20 protein-coding genes and 1 pseudogene are annotated in these 21,629 nt (G+C 66.5%); 3 read left to right on the top strand and 18 right to left on the bottom strand.

All coding sequences use genetic code 11. The annotated features are described in order from the left end of the window. From EJO66_RS24375 to EJO66_RS24300, 15 genes are all read right to left on the bottom strand, one after another. Positions 1-1,019 (bottom strand): NAD(P)/FAD-dependent oxidoreductase (locus EJO66_RS24375; RefSeq protein ID WP_240648724.1); only part of this gene is annotated, 1,019 nt, incomplete at its 3' end. Next, entirely contained in the window at positions 1,016-1,345 is a 330-nt protein-coding gene (fdxA, locus tag EJO66_RS24370) for a ferredoxin FdxA (protein WP_012747513.1), read from the bottom strand. The genes EJO66_RS24375 and fdxA, both read right to left, overlap by 4 nt. A 43-nt stretch (positions 1,346-1,388) precedes the next feature. Continuing rightward, a complete protein-coding gene (locus EJO66_RS24365; RefSeq protein WP_125966365.1) occupies positions 1,389-2,726 on the bottom strand; it encodes a sulfate adenylyltransferase subunit 1 in 1,338 nt (445 codons plus the stop codon). Then, the gene (gene cysD, locus EJO66_RS24360; RefSeq protein ID WP_125966364.1) at positions 2,726-3,679 is read right to left on the bottom strand and encodes a sulfate adenylyltransferase subunit CysD; all 954 of its coding nucleotides are present in this window, start codon (positions 3,677-3,679) and stop codon (positions 2,726-2,728) included. Before cysD ends, EJO66_RS24365 begins: the two co-directional genes overlap by 1 nt. 43 nt (positions 3,680-3,722) lie before the next feature. Beyond that, positions 3,723-4,355 carry a phosphoadenosine phosphosulfate reductase domain-containing protein gene (locus tag EJO66_RS24355; RefSeq protein WP_124957802.1) on the bottom strand — a complete coding sequence of 211 codons (633 nt, stop codon included), beginning with the start codon at positions 4,353-4,355 and terminating at the stop codon, positions 3,723-3,725. A 21-nt stretch (positions 4,356-4,376) separates the two neighbouring features. Further along, the gene (locus EJO66_RS24350) at positions 4,377-4,772 is read right to left on the bottom strand and encodes a DUF934 domain-containing protein (RefSeq protein ID WP_124957803.1); all 396 of its coding nucleotides are present in this window, start codon (positions 4,770-4,772) and stop codon (positions 4,377-4,379) included. Next, positions 4,769-6,547 carry a nitrite/sulfite reductase gene (locus EJO66_RS24345; protein ID WP_124957804.1) on the bottom strand — a complete coding sequence of 593 codons (1,779 nt, stop codon included), beginning with the start codon at positions 6,545-6,547 and terminating at the stop codon, positions 4,769-4,771. Before EJO66_RS24345 ends, EJO66_RS24350 begins: the two co-directional genes overlap by 4 nt. A 745-nt stretch (positions 6,548-7,292) precedes the next feature. Then, entirely contained in the window at positions 7,293-8,114 is an 822-nt protein-coding gene (locus EJO66_RS24335; RefSeq protein ID WP_124957805.1) for a M55 family metallopeptidase, read from the bottom strand. Further along, positions 8,111-9,187, bottom strand: a complete 1,077-nt coding sequence (locus EJO66_RS24330; RefSeq protein ID WP_124957806.1) for a P1 family peptidase — start codon at positions 9,185-9,187, stop codon at positions 8,111-8,113. Before EJO66_RS24330 ends, EJO66_RS24335 begins: the two co-directional genes overlap by 4 nt. An 18-nt stretch (positions 9,188-9,205) precedes the next feature. Then, positions 9,206-10,126 carry a glutathione ABC transporter permease GsiD gene (gene gsiD / locus EJO66_RS24325; RefSeq protein WP_124957807.1) on the bottom strand — a complete coding sequence of 307 codons (921 nt, stop codon included), beginning with the start codon at positions 10,124-10,126 and terminating at the stop codon, positions 9,206-9,208. 10 nt (positions 10,127-10,136) lie between these two features. After that, on the bottom strand, positions 10,137-11,057 hold the full coding sequence (gsiC, locus tag EJO66_RS24320) for a glutathione ABC transporter permease GsiC (RefSeq protein WP_125966363.1): 921 nt from the start codon (positions 11,055-11,057) through the stop codon (positions 10,137-10,139). Positions 11,058-11,182: 125 nt separating this feature from the next. After that, positions 11,183-12,733: a glutathione ABC transporter substrate-binding protein GsiB gene (gene gsiB, locus EJO66_RS24315; RefSeq protein ID WP_124957809.1), complete on the bottom strand. Its 1,551-nt coding sequence runs from the start codon at positions 12,731-12,733 to the stop codon at positions 11,183-11,185. A 73-nt stretch (positions 12,734-12,806) separates the two neighbouring features. Beyond that, positions 12,807-14,684: a dipeptide ABC transporter ATP-binding protein gene (locus tag EJO66_RS24310; RefSeq protein WP_125966362.1), complete on the bottom strand. Its 1,878-nt coding sequence runs from the start codon at positions 14,682-14,684 to the stop codon at positions 12,807-12,809. A 30-nt stretch (positions 14,685-14,714) separates the two neighbouring features. Beyond that, positions 14,715-15,674, bottom strand: a complete 960-nt coding sequence (locus EJO66_RS24305; protein ID WP_124957811.1) for an isoaspartyl peptidase/L-asparaginase family protein — start codon at positions 15,672-15,674, stop codon at positions 14,715-14,717. Further along, complete coding sequence (locus tag EJO66_RS24300; protein ID WP_124957812.1) at positions 15,671-16,636, bottom strand: MurR/RpiR family transcriptional regulator; 966 nt, start codon at positions 16,634-16,636, stop codon at positions 15,671-15,673. Before EJO66_RS24300 ends, EJO66_RS24305 begins: the two co-directional genes overlap by 4 nt. Positions 16,637-16,935: 299 nt before the next feature. Here EJO66_RS24300 and EJO66_RS24295 point away from each other — a divergent pair, with 299 nt between their 5' ends. Beyond that, complete coding sequence (locus tag EJO66_RS24295; protein ID WP_124957813.1) at positions 16,936-17,814, top strand: alpha/beta hydrolase; 879 nt, start codon at positions 16,936-16,938, stop codon at positions 17,812-17,814. A gap of 69 nt (positions 17,815-17,883) precedes the next feature. Next, positions 17,884-18,384 (top strand): MerR family DNA-binding protein, encoded by a 501-nt coding sequence (locus EJO66_RS24290; RefSeq protein ID WP_125966361.1) that lies wholly within the window; start codon positions 17,884-17,886, stop codon positions 18,382-18,384. Here EJO66_RS24290 and EJO66_RS24285 read toward each other — a convergent pair. Both EJO66_RS24285 and EJO66_RS33315 read right to left on the bottom strand, forming a co-directional pair. Next, the gene (locus EJO66_RS24285; protein WP_124957815.1) at positions 18,359-18,814 is read right to left on the bottom strand and encodes a GNAT family N-acetyltransferase; all 456 of its coding nucleotides are present in this window, start codon (positions 18,812-18,814) and stop codon (positions 18,359-18,361) included. The two genes, EJO66_RS24290 and EJO66_RS24285, sit on opposite strands and share 26 nt — an antisense overlap. A gap of 124 nt (positions 18,815-18,938) precedes the next feature. Further along, positions 18,939-19,435, bottom strand: a pseudogene (locus EJO66_RS33315) (peptidoglycan recognition protein family protein); the annotation flags it as partial. 266 nt (positions 19,436-19,701) lie between these two features. On the opposite strand from EJO66_RS33315, the gene EJO66_RS24275 reads away from it, so the two are divergent. Further along, the gene (locus EJO66_RS24275; protein WP_125966360.1) at positions 19,702-20,730 is read left to right on the top strand and encodes an aldo/keto reductase; all 1,029 of its coding nucleotides are present in this window, start codon (positions 19,702-19,704) and stop codon (positions 20,728-20,730) included. Here the strand turns inward: EJO66_RS24275 and EJO66_RS24270 are convergent. Then, entirely contained in the window at positions 20,727-21,620 is an 894-nt protein-coding gene (locus tag EJO66_RS24270) for a LysR substrate-binding domain-containing protein (protein ID WP_124957817.1), read from the bottom strand. The two genes, EJO66_RS24275 and EJO66_RS24270, sit on opposite strands and share 4 nt — an antisense overlap. Positions 21,621-21,629 lie beyond the last annotated feature (9 nt).

Raw genomic sequence — 21,629 nt, 5'->3', positions numbered from 1 at the left:
ACGCCCAGCAGCTCGTGCAGGCGCGTGCTGGTGGTCGTGTACTGCAGCGGAATCGCCTTGCCCGGGAACACGATGGCGGTGGCGCCCCAGGCCGCGAGCGTGGCTTCGTGGAAGCCGCACACGATGAGCTTCTTCTTGCCCGGATAGGTGTTGATGTCGCCCACCGCGAACACGCCGCGTTCGCGGGTTTCGTACTTCTCGGTGTCGACCGGCACCTGCTTGCGCTCGAGTTCCAGGCCCCAGTCGGCAATGGGGCCGAGGCGCGGAGAGATGCCCAGGCAGGCGATCAGCGCGTCGAGCGGCAGGTCGGCCGTGGTCGCGTCGGGCGTGGTGATCTGCAGTTGCCTGCCGTCGAAGGCACTGGGCTGGCCGACCTTGAACGCGAGCTTGCCTTCCGCGACCAGCGCGCGCATCGAAGCGACCAGCGCCTCATCGGCCTGGAAGCCGTCGCGGCGGTGGACCAGCGTGACCTGCTCCGCAATATCCGTGAGCGCGACGGCCGTTGCCAGCGCCACGTCGTCGCCGCCATTCACCACCACCGCCTGCCCGGCAAAACGGTCCAGCGAATCGGGGTGATAGAAAAGCGAGCGGCCTTCGAACTGCGCGATGCCTTCGACCGCGATGCGCTTGGGCACGAAGGCGCCGACACCGGCCGCAATGAACACGGTCCTGGCGAGAAAGGCCGTGCCGGCCGAGGTGGTCAGCAGCAGCCGCTCGTCGGCCTGCCTTTCGAGCGTGGCCACCTGCTCGCCAAAATGGAACTGGGGCTTGAAGGGTTCGACCTGCTTCAGCAGCGATTGCGCGAGCTCGCTTCCGCTGGTGACGGGCGTGCCCGGAATGTCGTAGATCGGCTTGCCGCCGTAGAGCGCCACGCACTGGCCGCCCGCGGCGGGCAGTGCATCGACGATGTGGCAGGAGATCTCGAGCAGGCCGAGCTGGAAAGCCTGGAACAGCCCGACAGGACCGGCGCCGATGATCAGCGCGTCGGTTTCGACGGGGGCTCGGCCTTCGGGGTTCAACGGACCAGTTCGCCGACCTTGTCGGTCTTGTCTTTCCACTCTTCGGCGTCGGGCAGCGCGGGCTTGCGCTTGGTGATGCTCTTCCAGCCATCGGCCACCGCGAGTTCGGCGTTGAGCTTGATGAACGCAATCTGGTTGGCCGGGAGGTCTTCCTCGGCATAGATCGCATTGACCGGGCACTCGGGGATGCAGACTGCGCAGTCGATGCATTCGTCCGGGTCGATCACCAGCATGTTGGGGCCTTCGCGGAAGCAATCCACGGGGCATACGTCCACGCAGTCGGTGTATTTGCAGCGGATGCAGGCTTCGGAGACGACGTGGGTCATTTGTCTTCTAACGTCAATGTGAGGTCGGGGAAAACCCCAGATTTTAGGCCTTTGCGGCGGCAGGCTGCACGAGCACGGCGGCAGCGGTCTTGTGGGAGGCCGTATCGACCAGCACCAGCGAGCCCAGGGCGCGCGATTGCGTGAAGGGCAGCACGGCCAGCGGCTGCTGCAACGAAAGCACCACGTCGCCGATGGAATTGGCTTCCAGCTGCGTGGCGGGCTCGGATTCGAGCGTGGTGATGTTCACCCGGTCGACGATGCGCGCCACCTTGGCCTTGACCCAGCGGTGGCCCTGCAGCGCCCAGTAGACGCGGCCCGCGACCAGCGGCTCGTCGTCCAGCCAGGCCACGGTGGCGGTGATCTCGCGCACCGGCTCGAAGGCGCCGGGCGCCAGCAGCCAGTCGCCGCGGGACACGTCGACCTCGCGGTCGAGCACGATGCCCGCGCTGTGGCCCGCATGCACCACCTTCGGTTGCCGCGTGTGGCTCAGCACCTGCGCGACCGTGGCGGTCTGGTTGCTGGGCAGCACGGTCACGCGCTGGCCCGGTTCCACATGGCCGGAAGCCACGCGGCCCCAGAACACGCGGCGGCCCTGCGAGGTGTCGGCCGAGGCCGAGAACTTTTCGACCCACTGCACCGGGAAGGCGAAGGGTACGGCCTCGTCCTGCACGGTGACCGGCAGTTCCTCGAGCAGCTCGAGCAGGCTCGGGCCCTCGTAGCCGACCCAGTCGGCATGGCGCGTGGCCACGTTCCAGCCCTTGAGCGCGGAGATCGGCACGATGGCGGCCACCTTCACGCCGGCCGCTTCGGCAAAGGCGTTCAGCGCGGTCGAGATGCGTTCGAAGGCGAGGCCGGCATCATCGATGGCGTCGAGCTTGTTGACCGCGAACACGATCGACTGCACGCGCAGCAGGTGGGCCAGCAGCGTGTGGCGGCGCGTCTGCGGCAGCAGCTCGCGCTTGACCACGGTGCCGTCCTCCACTTCGGCGGCCCAGGCCAGCTTGGTGGCATCGACCAGCACCACGGCAGCGTCGGCGGCCGAGGCCGCGGTGACCATGTTGCGGGTGTACTGCTCATGGCCCGGCGCGTCGCCGATGATGAACTTGCGCCTGGCGGTCGAGAAGTAGCGATAGGCCACGTCGATCGTGATGCCCTGTTCGCGCTCGGCCGAGAGGCCGTCGGTCAGGAGGGCCAGGTCGGTTTCGCCGCCGCGCTGCACGCCGGCGAGCTGGTCCTGCAGCACGGTCTTGCTGTCGACCAGCAGGCGCCCGATCAGCGTGCTCTTGCCGTCGTCGACCGAGCCGCAGGTGATGAAGCGCAGGGCGGTGCCGGTGTCGCCGTGGAGGGCGGTGTTGTCGAGGGTTGCCGTCGTCGTGCTCATCAGAAATACCCGTCTTTCTTGCGCTTCTCCATCGAAGCTTCCGAAGTCATGTCGTCCATGCGCGTGGCGCCGCGCTCGCTGACGTCGACCGACAGCGTTTCGAGCACCACGTCGCCCGCATCGGCCGCCAGGCTTTCGACCGGGCAGGTGGTCGTGATGTCGCCCACGGTGCGAAAGCGCACGTCGCGCACCTGCACGGTTTCGCCGTCGCGCGGCGGGGTGAGTTCGGTCACGGGCACCAGCAGGCCACGGCGCTCGACCACTTCGCGCTTGTGCGTGTAGTAGATCGATGGCAGGCCGACGTGCTCGCGCTCGATGTATTGCCACACGTCGAGCTCGGTCCAGTTCGAGATCGGGAACACGCGGAAATGCTCGCCCGGCGCCAGGCGGGTGTTGAACAGTGTCCACAGCTCGGGGCGCTGGTCCTTGGGCTGCCATTGGCCGAAGGAGTCGCGGTGCGAAAAGATGCGCTCCTTGGCGCGCGCCTTTTCCTCGTCGCGGCGCGCACCGCCGATCAGCGCGTCGAAGCGGAATTCTTCAATGGCTTCGAGCAGCGTGACCGACTGGTGCGCATTGCGCGATTCGCCGGGGTGCGCGAGGCGCACGGTGCCGCGCTTCATCGAATCTTCCACGCTGCGCACGATGAGTTCGGCGCCCAGTTCCTTTGCGCGCTGGTCGCGGTAGGCCGTCACTTCGGGGAAGTTGTGGCCCGTGTCGATCATCAGGAGCGGGTACGGAATGCGGCCGGCGCCGAAGGCCTTTTCCGCACACTTGAGCAGCACCAGCGAATCCTTGCCGCCCGAGAACAGCAGGGTGGGGCGCTCGAAGGCGGCCGCCACTTCGCGCAGGATGAAGACGGTTTCCTCTTCCAGCGCATCGAGATGGGTGTTGGACAGGCGCGCGGGAGAGTGCATGGGCGGCAGCAGCAGTTCGGTTTCGGTACGGGCGTTCATCGGGTGGGGTGCTGAATGCGAATGATCGGTGCGGCGCTGGATCTCAATGCGAAAGGTGCAAGCCGCACTCGCGGTTGTCTTCGCCCTTGGTCGGGTCCACGTAGTCGAAGTTGTTGGGCAGGCCGTGCGCTTCGCAGTACGTGTACAGGTCCTTGGACGACCAGTGCAGGAGCGGTGCGACCTTGATCAGGCCGTCCGGATTGACGCTGACCGGGTCCATCTGTGCGCGCACGGCCGTGTCGGTGGCCCGAAGCGCGGTGAACCAGACCTTCGGTGCCGTTTCGCGCAGTGCGCGGGCAAAGGGCTCGAGCTTCACCTCTTCCGTGAAAGCGGCATGGCGCGGATCGTCGAGCGCCGGGGTCGGGCCTTCCACGGCTTCGCGATGTGCACGCGAACGGCGCGGCAGGTAGATGTGCAGATCCAGGCCCAGCTGCTTGGTCACCTCGTCGGCAAAGCGGTAGGTGGCCTCGGTGTTGTAGCCGTTGTCCATCCAGACCACGGGAACATCGCGCTTGGCGCGCGTGACCATGTGCAGGATCACCGCCTCGAACGGGCGGAAATTGGTGGTGACGATCGCGCGCTGGCCCAGGCCGATCGCCCAATCCACCAGGCCCTCGGCGTTGCGGCCGAGTTCGGCGTTGATGCGTGCGAAGTCGATATCCGTGGCGATGCTCATGTCGAGGGTTTCCATGCGGGCTCAGGTGCCGGCTGCGAAGTGCGGCGCGGGCTTCACCGCATCGCCCTGGTAGAAGGCCGAGAAGCGGTCGAACTGGCGCTGTGCGTCGGTGGCGTCCACGCCTTCCTTGAGCACGGCGCTCGAGAAGCCGGTGCGTTCCATTTGCACCAGCTGGTCGATCAGCACGTCGCCGGTGGCGCGGATGTCGCCTTTGAAGCCGAGGCGGCGGCGCAGCAGAAAGGCCTGGCTGTAGGCGCGGCCATCGGTGAACTTCGGAAAGTTCAGGTCGATGCGCTCGATGTCTTCCAGGCACACCTCGATGGCGAGCGGATCGGCATCGTTGGGAAGCTGCAGGACCTTCGGGTCGCCGTCGTCGATATGTTCTTCCGCGGAAAGAATGTTCAGGGTCTTCTTCATGCTGCTTCCTCCACCTTGAAGCGCGCACCGTTGGCCGCGGCCTTGAAGGGGTCGTGGCCGACGCGGCGCAGCGTGTCGATGAAGGTCTCGCCGCCTTCGCGGGTGTCGCGGTAGGTGGTGAGCACGGCCTCGATCACGCCCGGCACTTCGGCCGCCGAGAACGAGGGGCCGACCACCTTGCCGGCCTGCGGCGCGCCGCTGAGGGCCGAGCCGTCGGAGCCGCCAAGGGTGACCTGGTACCACTCCTTGCCGTCCTTGTCGACGCCCAGGATGCCGATATGGCCGCTGTGGTGGTGCCCGCAGGAGTTGATGCAGCCGCTGATGTGCAGGTCGATCTCGCCCAGGTCGTCGAGCTCGTCGAGGTCTTGATAACGCTCGGTGATGGCCTCGGCAATGGGGATGGAGCGCGCATTGGCCAGCGCGCAGAAGTCGCCGCCGGGGCAGGCGATCATGTCGGTCAGCAGGTGCACGTTGGCGCTGGCAAAGCCGGCCGCGCGGGCGGCGAGCCACAGCGCATGCAGGTCTTCGGCGTGCACCCAGGGCAGCACGATGTTCTGGTCGTGCGTGACACGGGCTTCGCCGGCCGAGAAGCGGTCGGCCAGTTCGGCGAGCGTGTCGAGCTGGTCGGCCGAGGCGTCGCCGGGCGCCTGCTTCAGGCGCTTGAACGAGAGCGTGACGGCACGCAGCGCGGGGTTCTTGTGCGCGGCCACGTTGCGGGCGAGCCAGCGGGCGAACATGACGTCGTCGTCGGCGTGGGCGCGCAGCTCGGCATCGGTCTTCTCGGCGCTTTGCAGTACGCGGGTAGCGAGCGTCGGCGGCACGAAGGAGGCGGCCACGCGGTCGAACTCTTCCTGCGTGATGGTGTGCGGCGCGCCGTCGTGCTCGATGATCTGCCTGTACTCGGCCTCGACATCGTCGATGTAGCGCTGGCCTTCGGCCTTCACCAGGATCTTGATGCGCGCCTTGTAGATGTTGTCGCGGCGGCCGTAGCGGTTGTAGACCCGGATCACCGCTTCGAGGTAGTTCATGATCTGCTGCCAGGGCAGGAACTCGCGCAGCACGGTGCCTATGATCGGCGTGCGGCCCATGCCGCCGCCCACCTGCACGCGGAAGCCGATGTCGCCCGCTTCGTTCTTCACGAGCTTCAGGCCCACGTCGTGCCAGCCGGTGGCGGCGCGGTCTTCCGTGGCGCCGGTGATCGCGATCTTGAACTTGCGCGGCAGGAACGCGAATTCAGGGTGCAGCGTGCTCCACTGGCGCATGATTTCGGCGTAGGGGCGCGGGTCGGCGATCTCGTCGACCGCGATGCCGGCGCGCTCGTCGCTCGTGATGTTGCGGATGCAGTTGCCGCTGGTCTGGATGCCGTGCATGTCGACCGAAGCCAGCAGGTCCATCACGTCGGCCGACTTGGACAGCGGAATCCAGTTGTACTGGACGTTCTGGCGCGTCGAGAAGTGGGCGTAGTGCGTGGGGAGCTTGTGGCTGCCGAGCAGGCCCTGCGTCTCGATGGCCTTGCGGTAGACCTCGGCTTCGGGCTCGTCGTACTCGCGGGCGATCCTGGCCAGCACGCGCAGCTGGCGGCTCGAAAGCTCGCCGTAGGGCACGGCCACGCGCAGCATCGGCGCGTAGCGCTGCACATACCAGCCGTTTTGCAGCCGCAGGGGACGGAACTCGTCTTCGTGCAGGCGGCCCTTTTGCCAGCGCTCGAGCTGGTCTCGGAACTGGGCAGCCCGCTGATGGACGAACTGGCGATCGAATTCTGTGTATTGGTACATCGTGTGATTCTTGAAGAAGTGCGGTGCCGCACGTACAACGGGGCGCCCCAGCAAGAAGCCGAGATTCTGAAACCCGGCCTTATGGAAGCAAACTATTTTTTGGTTCTCGCTTTATGCGGATAAGCTTATTCTTCAATGGGCATGCGGGTTTGCGGGCGGTTGGATGCTTATTCTGGATAAGGGCGATAGGGGTTTTTTGGGCGACATGGGTTGTTTTTTTCCCCGGGACCGGGTCTCGCCCCGGCGGGCGACTCACTTTCTTTTGCTTCGCCAAAAGAAAGTAAGCAAAGAAAAGGCGACCCCACTGTCTGCGACCCCTTCGCTGCGCTACGGGGCAACCTGCGGTGCTCGCGTTTCGCGGGGTCTCGCCCAAACTCGCTTCGCTCGGCCACCAGGCCACCGCAGGCGCGTAGCGCCTGCGGTGGTTGGGATTGGCTGTGGGGGTCGGTATTGGCTGTTGGTCTTGGGGGCCGAGCGAGAGCGAAGGCTGCCCGCTTCCACCCCTTCTGTATGCGCCGAGGAGCGCAGATGGAGGCGGGATCAGGGCCGCAGCTGTCTGAGCGCAACGCAGTGGAGCGAGTTCTGCGAACCCCGCCGGAATCGAGCACCACAGGTTGCCCGCAGCGAAGCGGAGGGACGCAGACAGTAGGGTCGCCTTTCTTTTGCCTACGTTTCTTTGGCGAAGCAAAGAAAAGTAGGTCGCCCGCCGGGGCGAGACCCGGCCCCCACCCTCAAAAAACTCAACTCAACGCAACATAGAAGACATCGCCGAACAGCAGTTCAACATCCGCACAGCCGCTTCCACCGTCTCAGCGGAAAACCGCAACGTGACACCGTCGACGCGTTCGAATGAAGGCCACTGGCAGAACAGATCCGCCATCATCGGCGACTGCGTACGCAGAGTGACCACCTGCGGCCCCTTGAATACCAACGGCCTCGCATCGCCGCGCGCAGCCAGCGCTGCAGCTACACCGACGCGGATCGCCTTGCGCGACTGCTCCGGCGAGAGCGACACCCCGCTGTTGAACCCCGTCGCCTTCTTCGTTTCCACAAAGGTCGCATGCGGAAAAAGCGCCCGGTTCTCGGCAATGAACACATCGTCCCCGCTGGCCATCACCACCGGCACCCCATATTCGCCGGCCAACGCGCCGTAGAGCCCGGCCTCGCCCAGTTCCTGCTCGCCGAGCCGGATGCCGGCAAAGGCAAAGCTGTTGATGGTGTGGGCGAGGATGCCGCGTCCCTGGGCGCGCGAGTGGTAGCCCACCATGCAGACCGCTTCCACGCCTTCTTCTTCCACGCCGGCCACCATGCTCAGGTAGCGCGGCTTGCCCTGCACCACGCGGGCGCGCGCATCGAGCACGTCGGGCGGCATGTTGCGGAAGCCGCCATGCGAATCATTGACCAGCACCTCGGTGGCGCCGGCCTCGAAGGCGCCGGCAACGGCCGCGTTGGCCTCGTGCGCCATCAGCAGGCGGGCGCGCTCGTACTCGGGGTTGCCCGGCCGCGCCTGCTCGTGGTGGTAGACGCCCGCAACGCCTTCGATGTCGGTGGAGATCAGGACTTTCATGGGAGGGAGTGCGGTTGCGCGAAGAAAGAAGAAAGGGAAGAGGGCGGCAGCAGTTCCGACAGTGCCGCGCGGTGATTGCCATCGCGGCCCGTCACGGCCGTGGCGCGCCAGAGCGCATGCAGGATCGCCTGCTCGGTGCTGTCGGCCGCGGCCTGGAAGAGGCCGTCGAGCAATCCGTCGTGCAGCATCGCGATGGCCGGCATCGGGCGGTCGACGCGGTCGGGCACGGTGTAGGCGGTCGAAAAGGCCAGCACGATGTCGCCGCTGCCATGCCCGAAGACCGAGCCGGTGCGCGCCAGCCCCGCGCCTGCGCGCAGCGCGAGGCGGCGCAGCTGGCGCGCGTCGAGCGGTGCATCGGTGGCGACGACGATGATGATCGAGCCTTTCTCGGGCTCCTTGCATTCGCGCGTGCCGTGCGCGGCCAGCCGCTCGCCGACCGCATGCCCGGCCAGCACCAGTTGCGGCTGGCGCCCGTAGTTCGCGAGCACCAGCGTGCCCACGGTGTGCAGCTCGCCCCCGGGCGCCGAGACGCGGCGCGAGGCGCTGCCGATGCCGCCCTTGAGCTGGAAGCTCGACATGCCGCGCCCCGCGCCGACCGAGCCCTGCGCGAAGTCGGCGCCGGCGCTCTCGAGCGCGTGCAGGTAGTCCGCCTCGGTCACCGCCAGCCGCTGGATGTCGTTGAGAAAGCCGTCGTTGCACTCGAAGACCAGCGGATTCACCGTCGGCAGCGACCGGCCGCTCTCGGGGTTGGCCGCAACGCAATGGCGGATCTGCGCCGTCGCCACCGTGCCGACCGAAAAAGTGTTGGTCAGCGCAATCGGCGTCTCCAGCACGCCGAGTTCTGCGAGCTGCACCAGCCCCACGCTCTTGCCGAAGCCGTTGAGCACCACGGCAGCGGCCGGCACCTTGTCGCGGAACGGATCGCCCGCGTGCGGACGGATCACCGTCACGCCGGTCTGCACGCCGCCGTCATCGAGCGTCCGGTGGCCGACCGTGATGCCTTCGACGTCGGTGATGGCGTTGCGCGCGCCTTGCAGCAGGTTGCCGATGTAGGGCAGGGAGTTCGCTGGCATGAAGACAGACAGATGGAATTATTCGCGGTCGATCTTCGGATCGAGCGCGTCGCGCAGTGCATCGCCGAGCAGGTTGAACGCCAGCACGGTGAAGAAGATGGCCAGGCTCGGGAACAGCGCCACGTGCGGCGAGGTCACCATGTCGGCGCGGGCTTCGCTGAGCATCGCGCCCCATTCGGGCGTTGGCGGCTGCGCGCCCATGCCCAGGAACGAGAGACTGGCCGCCGTGATGATCGAGGTGCCCACGCGCATCGAAAAGTACACGACGATCGACGAGATGGTGCCCGGCAGGATGTGCCGCACGATGATGGTCCAGTCCGACGCGCCGATGCTGCGCTCGGCCTCGATGTAGGTCTGCTGCTTGAGCACCAGCGTGTTGCCGCGCACCAGGCGCGCGAAGGCCGGCACGCTGAACACCGACACCGCCACCACCACGTTGGTCATGCTGCTGCCGAGGATGGCGACCACGCCCAGCGCCAGCAGAATGCCGGGAAAGGCAAAGAGCACGTCGGAGATGCGCATCACGATGCGGTCCCACCAGCCTTCGTAGTAGCCTGCGAGCAGGCCGAAGGCCGTGCCGACGAAACCGCCCACCAGCACCGACAGAAACCCCGCCATCAGCGAAATGCGTGCCCCCATCAGGATGCGGCTGAAGATGTCGCGCCCCAGCGGATCGACGCCGAACCAGTGCGTGGCCGAAGGCCCCGTGTTCAGCATGTCGTAGTCGAAGAAGTTCTCCGGGTCGAAGGGCACGATCCACGGTGCGAACACCGCGACGAACACCAGCAGCAGCACGAACAGCGCCGCGACGATGCCCACGGGCTGCTTCTTGAAGCGGCGCCAGCATTCGCCCCAGGGCGTGCGGACTTTGCCCGCGGTTTGAACCGCCACGATGGGCGGAGCGATCGATTCGGCGGTCACGCCGGTGGCTTGCGTCATGTCGGCTGCCTCACTTGTAGCGGATGGTGGGGTTGATGTAGCCGTACAGCACGTCCACCACCAGATTGATCAGGATGAATTCGAGCGAGAACAGCAGCACCAGCGTCTGGATCACCGGGTAGTCGCGCATCTGCACGGCATCGACCAGCAGGCGCCCGAGGCCCGGCCAGTTGAAGACCGCCTCGACCAGGATCGAGCCGCCCAGCAGGAAGCCGAACTGCAGGCCCATCATCGTGACCACCGGGATCAGTGCATTGCGCAGGCAGTGCTTGATGATGACGGTGCGCTCGCGCACGCCCTTGGCACGCGCAGTGCGAACAAAATCTTCCTGGATCACTTCGACGAAGGATGCGCGCGTGAAGCGCGCCATCACCGCGGCCACCGCGGCGCCCAGCGTGATCGAGGGCAGGACGTAGCGCTTCCAGGTGGCGGCGCCCACCGTGGGCAGCCAGCCGAGCTGGACCGAGAAGATCTGCATCAGCAGCATGCCCAGGGCAAAGGCCGGAAAGGAGATGCCCGACACGGCCAGCGTCATGCCGAGCCGGTCAGGCCATTGGTTGCGGAACACGGCAGAGACGATGCCGATGCCCATGCCGAAGATCACGGCCCACACCATGCTGGTGATGGTCAGCATCACCGTGGGGAAGAAGCGCTCGCCGATCTCCATCGACACCGGCCGCCGCGTGCGGATCGAGGTGCCGAAGTCGCCTTGCAGCATGTGGGTGAAGAAGCTCACGAACTGCTGGGGCAGCGGCTTGTCGAGGCCGAGTTCTGCGCGAACCATGGCGATGGTCTGTTCGTCGGCGTCCTGGCCGGCGGCAAGGCGCGCCGGATCGCCGGGCAGCATGTGGACGAACAGGAACACCAGCACTGCCACGATGAGCAGCGTGGGGATCAGGCCCAACAGTCGTTTGAGGAAGTAATTCAGCATGGCATACAGACAGTCAGCCCTTATCGGGGCCTCGGAGCCTATCGGGAGACACTGCGGAACCGGCTTTGCCGGGCCGCAGGTGTCGGGGGGAGGCGGCTACACGAAGTGAGCCGCCTCGGGGGTGGTCAATTGACCGCAATAGCGTCGATGTTGATGTTGCCGTCAGGCATCACGAACACGCCCGACAGGCGCTTGGCGTGCGCCGACAGGTTCTGCTCCGTGACCAGCGGCACGCGCGGCAGGTCCTTGCGGATTTCTTCCTGCGCGGTCTTGTAGAGCGCGGCCTTTTCCTTGTCGTCCACCGTGACCAGCGCCTTGGCGAGCGCGTTGTCCACCACTTCGCTCTTGTAGAAGGACATGTTGTTGAGCTTGGGCGCCCAGGCTTCCGAGGCGAACAGCGGACGCAGGCCCCAGTCGGCTTCACCGGTCGACGACGACCAGCCCGTGTAGTACATGCGGACCTTGGCCGTCTTCGGATCAGGCCATGCATCGACCTGCTCGGCGCGTTGGCCCACTTCGAGCGCCTGCACCTGCAGCTTGATGCCGATCTGCGCGAGCTGCTGCTGCACGAACTGGATCGTCTTCTGGCTGGTCGTGTTGTTGTAGGCGCTCCACAGCACCGACTCGAAGCCGTCCGGATAGCCGGCTTCCTTCATCAGTTCCTTGGCCTTTTTCAGGTCGTAGGGAATGGGGGCCATCTTCTCGGCGTACTTCACGCCCTGCGGCACGATGCCCTGCGCGGGGAAGGCATAGCCGCCGAACGCGACCTTGGCCAGCGCTTCCTTGTTGATGGCGTAGCCGATGGCTTCGCGCACCTTGGGGTTGTCGTAGGGCTTCTGCAGCATGTTGAAGGCCAGGAAGCGCGTGATGATCGACGGTGAGGCCACCACTTCGAGCTTCTCGCTCTTCTTCAGCAGCTCGGCCTGCTCGTAGGGAATGGGGAAGGCGAAGTCGGCTTCGCCGGTCTGCAGCATCGCGGCGCGCGTGTTGTTCTCGAGCACCGGCTTCCACTGGAGGTTGTCGACCTTCGGATGGCCCTTCTTCCAGTAGCCGTCGAACTTCTTGGCCTTGACGGCCTCGGTCTGCTTCCACTCGACGAATTCGAAGGGGCCGGTGCCCACGGGGTGGAAGGCGATGTCCTTGTTGCCCCACTTCTTCAGCGCGGTCGGCGAGATCATCGCGGCCGAGGCATGGGCCAGCGAGTTGATGAAGGGGCCGAAGGGCTCCTTGAGCGTGATGCGCACGGTGGTGGGGTTGAGCGCCTCGACCTTGCTCACGCGGTTGAACTGGTTGTAGCGCAGCAGCTTGTTGTCCTGGTTCAGCACGCGGTCGAGCGTGAACTTCACGGCTTCCGCGTTGAAGTCGGTGCCGTCGTGGAACTTGACGCCGGTGCGCAGCTTGATGGTGTAGACCAGGCCGTCCTTCGACACCTCGTAGCCTTCGGCCAGCACGTTCTGCACCTTCAGGTCCTTGTCGAACTGGAACAGGCCTTCATAGAAGGTCTTGGTCACGGCCGTGGTGATGGTGGTGTTGGTGTTGTACGGGTCCAGCGTTTCGGGCTGGTAGCCGATCGACAGCACCACGTCTTTTGCGGCCAATGCCGTGCCCGATGCAGCCAGTGCGGCCAGGCCCAGCAGTGCCGATGCCCATCGCAGGGAGGAAGAAGATTGCTTCATGGAAAGAAACTCCAGTCGGTTCGAGAAAAAAAGCAGGAGGGCCTGCGGGTTGGAAAAAAAATCTGCCGGCCGCTCAGAAGGCGCCGCCGATGGCGTGCCGCGCCACGAAGTGGCCCGGCGCGACCTGCACCAGCGGCGGCACGTCGGGCTCGTCGCCCACGGCGCGGATCGGGCTCGGGATCTCGCCTTCGAGCAGCGCGCGCGGCTTGTGGCGGCGCGACGGGTCGGCCACCGGCACCGCGGCCATCAGCTTGCGGGTGTAGGCGTGCTGCGGCGCTTCGAACACGGCACGGCGCGGACCGATCTCGACGATCTGCCCGAGGTACATCACGGCCACGCGGTGGCTGATGCGCTCGACTACCGCCATGTCGTGCGAGATGAAAAGAAAGGCCACGCCCAGCTCACGCTGCAGGTCGAGCATGAGATTGACGATCTGCGCCTGGATCGACACGTCCAGTGCCGACACCGATTCGTCCGCCACCACCACCTTGGGGTTGAGCGCGAGCGCGCGCGCAATCGCGATGCGCTGGCGCTGGCCACCGGAGAACTCGTGCGGATAGCGCTGCGCCACCTCGGGCGGCAGGCCGACCTTCTGCAGCAGCCAGTCGACGCGCTGCTGCGCCTCGGCGCCCTTGGCGATGTTGTGGATGAGCAGCGGCTCCATGATGGAGAAGCCGACCGTCACGCGCGGATCGAGCGAGGCGAACGGGTCCTGGAAGATGAACTGGATGTTGCGGCGCAGGGCCTGCAGCTCGCGCGTGGGCAGCTCGCGGATGTTTTGGCCACCGAACTCGATGGCGCCGCTCTGGCTCTCGACCAGGCGCAGCAGCGAGCGGCCGGTGGTCGACTTGCCGCAGCCCGATTCACCGACAAGCGCCAGCGTCTCGCCGGGGTAGAGATCGAAGCTGATCTTTTCGACGGCATGCACGCGGCGCTTCACGCGGCCGAACAGGCCGCTGCGCACGTCGAAGCGCGTGACGAGGTCGCGCACGCGCAGGATCGGGCCGGCGCCTTCGCGCACGGTGGTCTGCGGCGTGGTGTGGGTGCAGGGCACCGTCTCGGGCGTGCCCTCGGTGCGCAGCAGCTCGAACTTGGCGGGCAGGTCGGTGCCCTGCATCGCGCCGAGCTTGGGCACGGCCGACAGCAGCGCCTTGGTGTAGGGGTGCTGCGGCGATGCGAATACCGTATCGGAACTGCCCGCTTCGACCTTGTCGCCGCGGTACATCACGAGCACGCGGTCGGCGATCTCGGCGACCACGCCCATGTCGTGCGTGATGAAGAGCACGCCCATGCGCATCTCCTTCTGCAGCTCGCGGATGAGCTGGAGGATCTGCGCCTGGATGGTCACGTCGAGCGCGGTGGTGGGCTCGTCGGCAATCAGCAGCTGCGGCTTGCACGAGAGCGCCATCGCGATCATCACGCGCTGGCGCATGCCGCCCGAGAGCTGGTGCGGAAAGCGGTCGAGCACGTTGCGCGCCTCGGGAATGCGCACCAGCTCCAGCATGCGCAGCGCCTCGGCGCGCGCGGCCGCGTTGCTCTTGCCCTGGTGGATGCGGATGGCCTCGGCAATCTGCTCGCCGGCGGTGAACACCGGGTTGAGCGAGGTCATCGGTTCCTGGAAGATCATCGCGATGTCGGCGCCCCGGATGTTGCGCATCTCGGCGTCGCGCGCCTGCGCGAGGTCGAGCACTTCGCCGTTGCGGCGGCGAAACGCCATGCGCCCGCCGAGGATGCGGCCGCCGCCGTGCTCCACCAGCCGCATCAGCGCGAGCGAAGTCACCGACTTGCCAGAGCCCGACTCGCCCACCACCGCGAGCGTTTCGCCATGGTCGACGTGGAAGGAAAGGTTCTTGACCGCATCGACGGTGCGCTCGGAGGTCGAGAAGCGCACGGTGAGGTCGTCGACGGCGAGAACGCGGCCGTCTGGCAGGGCGAGGGCAGGGGAGGACATGGGAGTGCGAATGGAAGAGGGCGCGTGCGGTCAGGCGAAGATGGCGGTTGCGGGCGCTTCGTCGCCGCGCGCGTGGCCGCGGTACATGCCTTCGGTGTTGAAGGCGAGGCTCAGGTTGCCGTGGCGGTCGATGGCGATCAGCCCGCCGGTGCCGTCGATGGCGGGCAGCGACTGGTGCACCACGGCGTGCGTGGCGGCTTCGAGCGTGGCGCCGCCATAGGCCATGCGTGCACAGATGTCGTAGGCGGCGGCGACGCGGATGAACATTTCGCCGCTGCCGGTGCAGGACACGGCGGCCGTGCGGTCGTCGGCATAGGTGCCGGCGCCGATCAGCGGCGAATCGCCGATGCGGCCGACGCGCTTGTTGGTCATGCCGCCGGTCGAGGTGGCCGCGGCCAGGTGGCCGTGCATGTCGAGCGCGACCGCACCCACGGTGCCGAACTTCTTGTCCTCGTCGAGCGGCGGCGTCATGGCCGCGCCTTCGTGGTCCGTCACCACGCGGCCGGTGTCGCGCACGCGGTAGAGCTGCTGGCGTCGCGCCTCGGTGGAGAAGAAGAAGGGCTCGACCATTTCGAGGCCGTGCTCGCGTGCGAAGGCCTCGGCGCCGGCGCCGGCCAGCAGCACGTGCGCGCCGTCTTCCAGCACGGCACGCGCGGCGCGCACCGGGCGGCGCACGTGGCAGACGCCGGCAATGGCGCCGGCCGCGAGCGTGGCGCCGTCCATCACGGCGGCGTCGAGTTCATGGGTTTCCTCGTGCGTGAACACTGCGCCGTGGCCCGCGTTGAAGAGCGGGCACTCTTCGAGCAGCTCGACCGCGAGGCAGGTGGCGTCGAGCGCAGATGCGCCCTTGAGGAGTTGCGTCTGCGCGGCCTGCACGATGCCCCGCAACGCGTCGTGATAGGCCTGCGCCTGTGTCGCGCTGGTCGTGGCGGCGCTGATGGTGCCGGCGCCGCCGTGGATGGCGATGACGGGCGTGATGTTTTTCTTCATGAGGAGGCCTTCTTCTTTTTCTTGCCGGCGCCTGCCGGTGCGGCGCCGGCGGGCTGCGCAAGGGCGGCTTCCGATCGCGGCAAGCCCTGCGCGCCATGCAGCCAGGGACGCACCGCCTGCAGGATGCGGCTCGCGGACTGCACCGCGCGGGGCGCGCGCAGCGCCACTGCGCTGGTCAGTGCCTCGATCAAGGCCAGCACGCTGGTTTCGCAGTTCGGCCGGTAGCTGGTTTCGGTCTGGCAATAGAGCACCACGTCGGCCAGCGGCGCCAGCGGCGAACTCGGGCGGTCGGTCAGCGCCAGCACGGCGCAGCCCTGGCCCTTGGCGATCTGCGCCAGCGCCACCGTGTCGGTGAGGTAGCGCGGAAAGGTCAGGCCGATGAACAGGTCCTGCGGGCCGGCATGCATCAGCGAGCGCGCCGCGTGCGTGACGCCGCTGACGCTGGACAGCATCCGCACGTCGTTGCAGCTGCCGTCCAGCCCGTGCTGCAACAGCCCCGCGAGCCAGGCGCTGGCGCCAAGGCCTCCGATGTAGACCGAGCGCGCCTTCAGGATGCGCTGCACCGCGGCCTCGCAGGCGGCGTAGTCGAGCGACTGGCGCGTGGCCTCGATGTTGCGCCGGCTCTCGTCGAGCGCGGTGGCGAACACCTCGGCCACCGTGGTCGGACGCTCCAGGTTGCCGCGCAGCCGCTCCACCGGCGCCACCAGCGATTCGAAGCCGCGCACGAGCTCGGCGCGAAAGGTGGCGTAGCCGTCGAAGTCCAGCGCCCGCGCAAAGCGGTTGGCCGTGGCCACCGACACGCCCACCGCGGCTGCGAGCTCGTCGATCGGCAGCGTGGCGACCTGCAACGGGTGCTCCAGCACGAAGTCGGCCACCTGGCGGTGCGAACGCGTCAGCCGCGGCAGCGCCTGCGCAATGCGCTGGGCCACGGTGGTGCCATTGGTGTCGACGTTGGTGCTCATGGGGCGGGCGATGCACCTTGAAGGGGGCGCGCAATGAAAATGAATTTACAAATATATGACAGATAAGAAAATTTTCTGTCATTTTCGGAAAATATTGCAAGTAGCGGGCCAGGAGCGAGGGGCTTTGCGCCGGAGGAGGTGGCGTGTTCCCCGTGCAGGGCGACGGCATCAAGGGATTACCCTGATGTTGTCTCGAATCAACCGCAGCATCCGGATCGCATCGCGACATTGACGGCCTTGCCGCGCGCGATGAGTATTCCGGGCGGTGCGTCTTGCGCCGGGGAACGAGGAACCACAACATGAGAATGGAATGGCTTCGCCGCGCGCTCGCGGTGATGGGCTGCTGCGTGATGTTCGCGGGCGTGTCCGCCTGCGGTGGCGGAGGGGGCGGCGGCGGCGGTGGCCTGCCGATACTTCCGCCGACCGCGGGACCCGCGCCCCAGCAGCCCGCACCGGCGCCGGCGCCGGCTGCCACCGATCGCGTGGTGTCCGAATCCATCCAGTCCGGGTTTACCGGCGCGCCTTACCCCCTTGCCATCTATCTGCCCGCCGGCTACGACCAGGGCACCGACGCTTACCCCGTCATCTATGCCCTCGACGGAGATGCCGTCAACGGCCTGCCGCAATCACGGTTCGAGAATCTCAAGGACATCCTGGTGAAGCGCGGAACCAAAGCCATCCTCGTGGGCATCGGCAACGCCGCGCGGCGCCAGGAAGACTACAACTTTCCCGGCGCCTTCAAGTACCACGATTTCCTCGCAAAGGAGCTGATCCCCTTCATCGATTCGAAGTACCGGACCAATCCCAAGAACCGGATGCTCACGGGCTTGTCGACCAGTGGCAACCTGGCGGCCACGGCACTCTTTCTCGAGGCGCCGGACAACCTGGTGTTTTCCTCCTTCGTGTCCATCGAGGGCGCTTTCTGGCAACAGGAGGCCCAGAACAATGATCTGGAACAGAAGATGTTCGATGCGCTGGCGGGCAGGCCGCTGCCTGTCACGTTGATACTGGCCAGCTGCGCCGACGGCTGCAATCAACCGTACGTGAAGCAGCTGTACCAGCGGATGGCCGCGCGAAACTACGCGGGGTTGCTGCTGCTCAACCCAGAGTTCAGCACCACGCACGTGGGGGCCGACGTGCTCGCGTTCGAAGACGCGGTCGTGCGAATCTACAAATAGGCGCTGCCGGCTTGACTCTCCCATGGTGTGAAGCCCGAGACTTTGTTCTTTGGCTGAAAGGAGAACTCCATGGAACATCCCACGGCCCCGGCTGCCGCGGCGCGCTTGTCTCTTGCCGAGCTTGTTGCCCGGTCTGGCGCATCCGCCCAATTGCTGCGCGATTGCGAGTGGCTCGGCCTGCTCGATGGCATGGCGCGCACCGAAGAGGACGGCTGCCGCTATGACGAACGCGCCGTGTCGACGCTGCGCTTCGCGCGAAGGGCGCACGCGCTGGGTTTCGAAGCACCGGAAGTCGTCGAGCTGCACGCGCTGTGGCGCGACGGGCATCGCGCGAGCTTCGATGTGAAGCGCGTCGCGCTCGAACGGGCCGGCGACCTGGCCCAGCGGATCGAGGAGCTCGCGCACATGAAGCGCCTGCTGGAGCGCCTGGCCCATTGCTGCGAAGGCGACGAGCGTTCGGAATGCCCCATCCTGGACGAGCTGGCCGGGCTCCAGGGGTTCGCCAACTGCGAAGCACGGCGAGCCGGAAGGCCTGTGCAGCGGGCTATGAGGCCTTCTTCTTCTGCATGAAGACGCTCAACGGATCGTCGGGATAGTCGCCGAAGCGCTCGCGCCGCGCATACCCCGCACGCGCATAGAACGCGAGCGCCTCGGGCTGGTGTACGCCCGTCTCCAGCCGGAACACGGCGCATCCGCGCGCCGCCGCTTCGGCTTCGAGAAGCCCCAGCACCTTCGCGGCGACGCCTTGTCCGCGGTTCTGCGGCCGCACGTACATGCGCTTGAGTTCGCCGTAGCCGGAGTTCATGACCAGGGCGCCGCAGCCGATGGCCGTGCCCGCCTCGTCGCGCGCGACCGCGAACAGCACGTGGGCCGCCGACAGCGCCGCAAGTCCGATGCCGTAGTGGCTCTCGGGCGGGTACAGCGGCTTCTGGTACGCATCGAGGTCGGCGATGAGCTGGATGACGTCGGGTTGATCGGGGCGTTCGAGGGCAATGTTCATGCGGAGGGATTTCGTTGGGTGGCGGAATCTTATGGTGTCCCTGAGGCCAAGAGAAAACCCGCCGAGGCGGGTTTGGGAGAGGGTTTGCCGTGGTACGCGCGTCAGGGCCGTTAGCGGCTATCCCGAATATGCGGAACTCACCTCGTTGTCTTTCGAGCGTCCACTTTGCCGGTTCACCGATTGGCTTGAACCCTACCGGCAGCGTTGCCCTGCCAACCATCTCTATCCCGATGGCCTCCATGTTGCTCGGATAACGATCGCTGGGCGGCTTGCGCATTTCAATGCGATGCATTCCTTCCACTCCTGCATTCGCATAGTCGTGCAGGGCGCAGGGCATTGCGGCCCCTACGGCCAAGCATCTTGCCTTCAGCGGTCCTACATGATTCGTGCGCTGATAGATTGCCGCAGTCTGATAGATGGTTCCATCCGTATCGATGAGAAAGCGCGCGCCATTGGCCTTCGGGCGCTTGTAGCTGTTCAGTGAAGACGCCGAGGTATCGGCGTCGGTTTGATGCACGACGATGCCCGTGATTGCACTAGGCCTCGTTCGATTTCGGCACTGCGAGCATTTCTGACTCGCGCGTGACTAATCATTCCGTTCGCGTCAATTTCGACAAGCATGGGATTCCTCCTGAAAATTTATTAGTTGTCGTTTCTTTTGAGAGATGCTCCTCGCAGGATCGGAGGCCGCACAGATCGCCATCTCGCGGCACATGCGACAGGCCACTGAAGGGCATTCAGTGAAGGCTTTGTTAACTACTCCTGGCCAATTCCGAAAAGCCCATCCGCCCGGATGGGTTCATCGCTTGATCCAACAATGGCCACCCGGCAAGCCGGTCGAGCTTTCGGCTTTCTTCCTGAATCCGCAACTGCGAAGGAGCAGCACCTTGGAATACCGTCACCTCGGCAAATCGGGCCTCAAGGTCCCCGTATTGAGTTTCGGCACCGGCACTTTCGGCGGCAAAGGCGAGCTTTTCAGCGCGTGGGGCCAGACCGACGTGGCCGAGGCGCGCAAGCTCATCGACATCTGCCTGGAGGCGGGCGTCAACATGTTCGACAGCGCGGACATCTATTCGGCCGGCGCGGCCGAGTCGGTGCTCGGCGAGGCGATCAAGGGCCGCCCGCGCGACCAGCTCCTCATCTCGACCAAGGCCACCTTCCGCAGCGGCGAGGGGCCGAACGAGGTGGGTTCGTCGCGCCATCACCTGGTGCGCGCGGTCGATGGCGCGCTCAAGCGGCTGGGCACCGACTACATCGACCTGTTCCAGCTGCATGGCTTCGACGCGGGCACGCCAGTGGAAGAAACGCTGTCCACGCTCGACGACCTGGTGCGCGCGGGCAAGCTGCGCTATGTGGGCGCGTCGAACTTCTCGGGCTGGCACCTGATGAAGTCGCTGGCGGTGGCCGAGCGCTACGGCTACGCGCGCTACGTGGCGCACCAGGCCTATTACTCGCTGGTCGGGCGCGACTACGAATGGGAGCTGATGCCGCTCGCGCAGGACCAGGGCGTGGGCGCGGTGGTCTGGAGCCCGCTGGGCTGGGGCCGGCTCACCGGCAAGATCCGGCGCGGCCAGCCGCTGCCGGCCACGAGCCGCCTGCACGTGACGGCTGACATGGGCCCGCCGGTGCCCGACGAGCTGCTTTTTCGCGTGGTCGATGCGCTCGAGAAGGTCGGGGCCGAAGTCGGCAAGACCGTGCCGCAGGTGGCGCTCAACTGGCTGCTGCAGCGGCCGACCGTGTCGAGCGTGGTGATCGGGGCGCGCGACGAGGCGCAGCTTCGCCAGAACCTGGGCGCCGCGGGCTGGAAGCTCACGCCCGCGCAGGTGGCCGAGCTCGATGCGGCCAGCGCCACGACGCGGGCCTATCCATACTGGCACCAGCAGGGCTTTCTGGAGCGCAATCCCAATCCGGTCTAAGCCGGCGTGAGGCCGAGCACCCAGCGCTCGAAGTGCTCCAGCGCCCCGGAAGCCGGCCGGCCCTCGGGGTAGGCGAAGTAGTAGCCCTGGCGCACTTCCAGGTGCCGGTCGATCGGAATCACGAGTTCGCCGGTGCGCAGCTCGCGCTCGATCAGGATGCGCGGTGCCAGGCCCACGCCCATGCCGGCGGCCGCGGCGGCGGTCACCATGGTGAAGAGCTCGTAGCGCGGCCCGCGCGAGGCGTGCACCGTGTAGTCCCAGCCCTGCTGCGCATACCAGTCGCGCCAGGCATGGGCGCGCGTGCCCAGGTGCACGTGGCGGCAACGCTCGAAGGCCGATTCGTCCCACGGGCCGTTGGCGTCGCGGAACGCGGGGCTGCAGACCGGCACCATCTGGCCTTCGGAAAAGATCAGCCCGCCCTGGGTGCCGGGCCAGAACTGGTCGCCGAAATAGATGGCCGCGTCATAGGCGTTCTCCTGGAACGAGAAGGGCTGCGAGCGCGCCGAGAGATTGACGGTAATGTTGGCGTGCCGCCGGCTGAAATCGGGCAGCCGCGGGATCAGCCATTGCGTGGCGAAGGTGGGCACCACGGCCACTTCGAGCACGAAGCCCATGTCGTGGCCGGCGCTGATCTCCTGCGTGTCGCGCCGGATCTGGTCGAGGTGGCGGCGGATGCGCGCCGCATATTCGCGCCCGGTGTCGGTGAGTGTGAGGCGCCGCCGCACGCGCGAGAACAGCGCCACGCCCAGCCGCTGCTCGAGCGTGGCCACCTGCCGCCCGACGGCGCTTTGCGTCAGCGCGAGTTCGGCCGCCGCGCGGGTGAAACTCCCCAGGCGCGCCGAGGCCTCGAAGGCCTGCAAGGCACCCAGGTTGGGAATGTCTTTTCTCATCGTTGCTAT

Source organism: Variovorax beijingensis (genome assembly GCF_003951285.1).
Classification (GTDB): Bacteria; Pseudomonadota; Gammaproteobacteria; order Burkholderiales; family Burkholderiaceae_C; genus Variovorax; species Variovorax beijingensis.
This window is presented reverse-complemented; position numbering and strand designations above follow the sequence as displayed.

What these genes read in the sequence shown, in the direction of transcription:
- EJO66_RS24290 (WP_125966361.1), top strand. Translation starts at nt 17,884, where the DNA reads ATGGAACATCCCACGGCCCCGGCTGCCGCGGCGCGCTTGTCTCTTGCC.
- EJO66_RS24300 (WP_124957812.1), bottom strand. Translation starts at nt 16,636, where the DNA reads ATGAGCACCAACGTCGACACCAATGGCACCACCGTGGCCCAGCGCATT.
- EJO66_RS24270 (WP_124957817.1), bottom strand. Translation starts at nt 21,620, where the DNA reads ATGAGAAAAGACATTCCCAACCTGGGTGCCTTGCAGGCCTTCGAGGCC.
- EJO66_RS24345 (WP_124957804.1), bottom strand. Translation starts at nt 6,547, where the DNA reads ATGTACCAATACACAGAATTCGATCGCCAGTTCGTCCATCAGCGGGCT.
- EJO66_RS24350 (WP_124957803.1), bottom strand. Translation starts at nt 4,772, where the DNA reads ATGAAGAAGACCCTGAACATTCTTTCCGCGGAAGAACATATCGACGAC.
- EJO66_RS24355 (WP_124957802.1), bottom strand. Translation starts at nt 4,355, where the DNA reads ATGAGCATCGCCACGGATATCGACTTCGCACGCATCAACGCCGAACTC.
- fdxA (WP_012747513.1), bottom strand. Translation starts at nt 1,345, where the DNA reads ATGACCCACGTCGTCTCCGAAGCCTGCATCCGCTGCAAATACACCGAC.
- cysD (WP_125966364.1), bottom strand. Translation starts at nt 3,679, where the DNA reads ATGAACGCCCGTACCGAAACCGAACTGCTGCTGCCGCCCATGCACTCT.
- EJO66_RS24295 (WP_124957813.1), top strand. Translation starts at nt 16,936, where the DNA reads ATGAGAATGGAATGGCTTCGCCGCGCGCTCGCGGTGATGGGCTGCTGC.
- EJO66_RS24305 (WP_124957811.1), bottom strand. Translation starts at nt 15,674, where the DNA reads ATGAAGAAAAACATCACGCCCGTCATCGCCATCCACGGCGGCGCCGGC.
- gsiB (WP_124957809.1), bottom strand. Translation starts at nt 12,733, where the DNA reads ATGAAGCAATCTTCTTCCTCCCTGCGATGGGCATCGGCACTGCTGGGC.
- EJO66_RS24365 (WP_125966365.1), bottom strand. Translation starts at nt 2,726, where the DNA reads ATGAGCACGACGACGGCAACCCTCGACAACACCGCCCTCCACGGCGAC.
- EJO66_RS24310 (WP_125966362.1), bottom strand. Translation starts at nt 14,684, where the DNA reads ATGTCCTCCCCTGCCCTCGCCCTGCCAGACGGCCGCGTTCTCGCCGTC.
- gsiC (WP_125966363.1), bottom strand. Translation starts at nt 11,057, where the DNA reads ATGCTGAATTACTTCCTCAAACGACTGTTGGGCCTGATCCCCACGCTG.
- EJO66_RS24335 (WP_124957805.1), bottom strand. Translation starts at nt 8,114, where the DNA reads ATGAAAGTCCTGATCTCCACCGACATCGAAGGCGTTGCGGGCGTCTAC.
- EJO66_RS24330 (WP_124957806.1), bottom strand. Translation starts at nt 9,187, where the DNA reads ATGCCAGCGAACTCCCTGCCCTACATCGGCAACCTGCTGCAAGGCGCG.
- gsiD (WP_124957807.1), bottom strand. Translation starts at nt 10,126, where the DNA reads ATGACGCAAGCCACCGGCGTGACCGCCGAATCGATCGCTCCGCCCATC.
- EJO66_RS24285 (WP_124957815.1), bottom strand. Translation starts at nt 18,814, where the DNA reads ATGAACATTGCCCTCGAACGCCCCGATCAACCCGACGTCATCCAGCTC.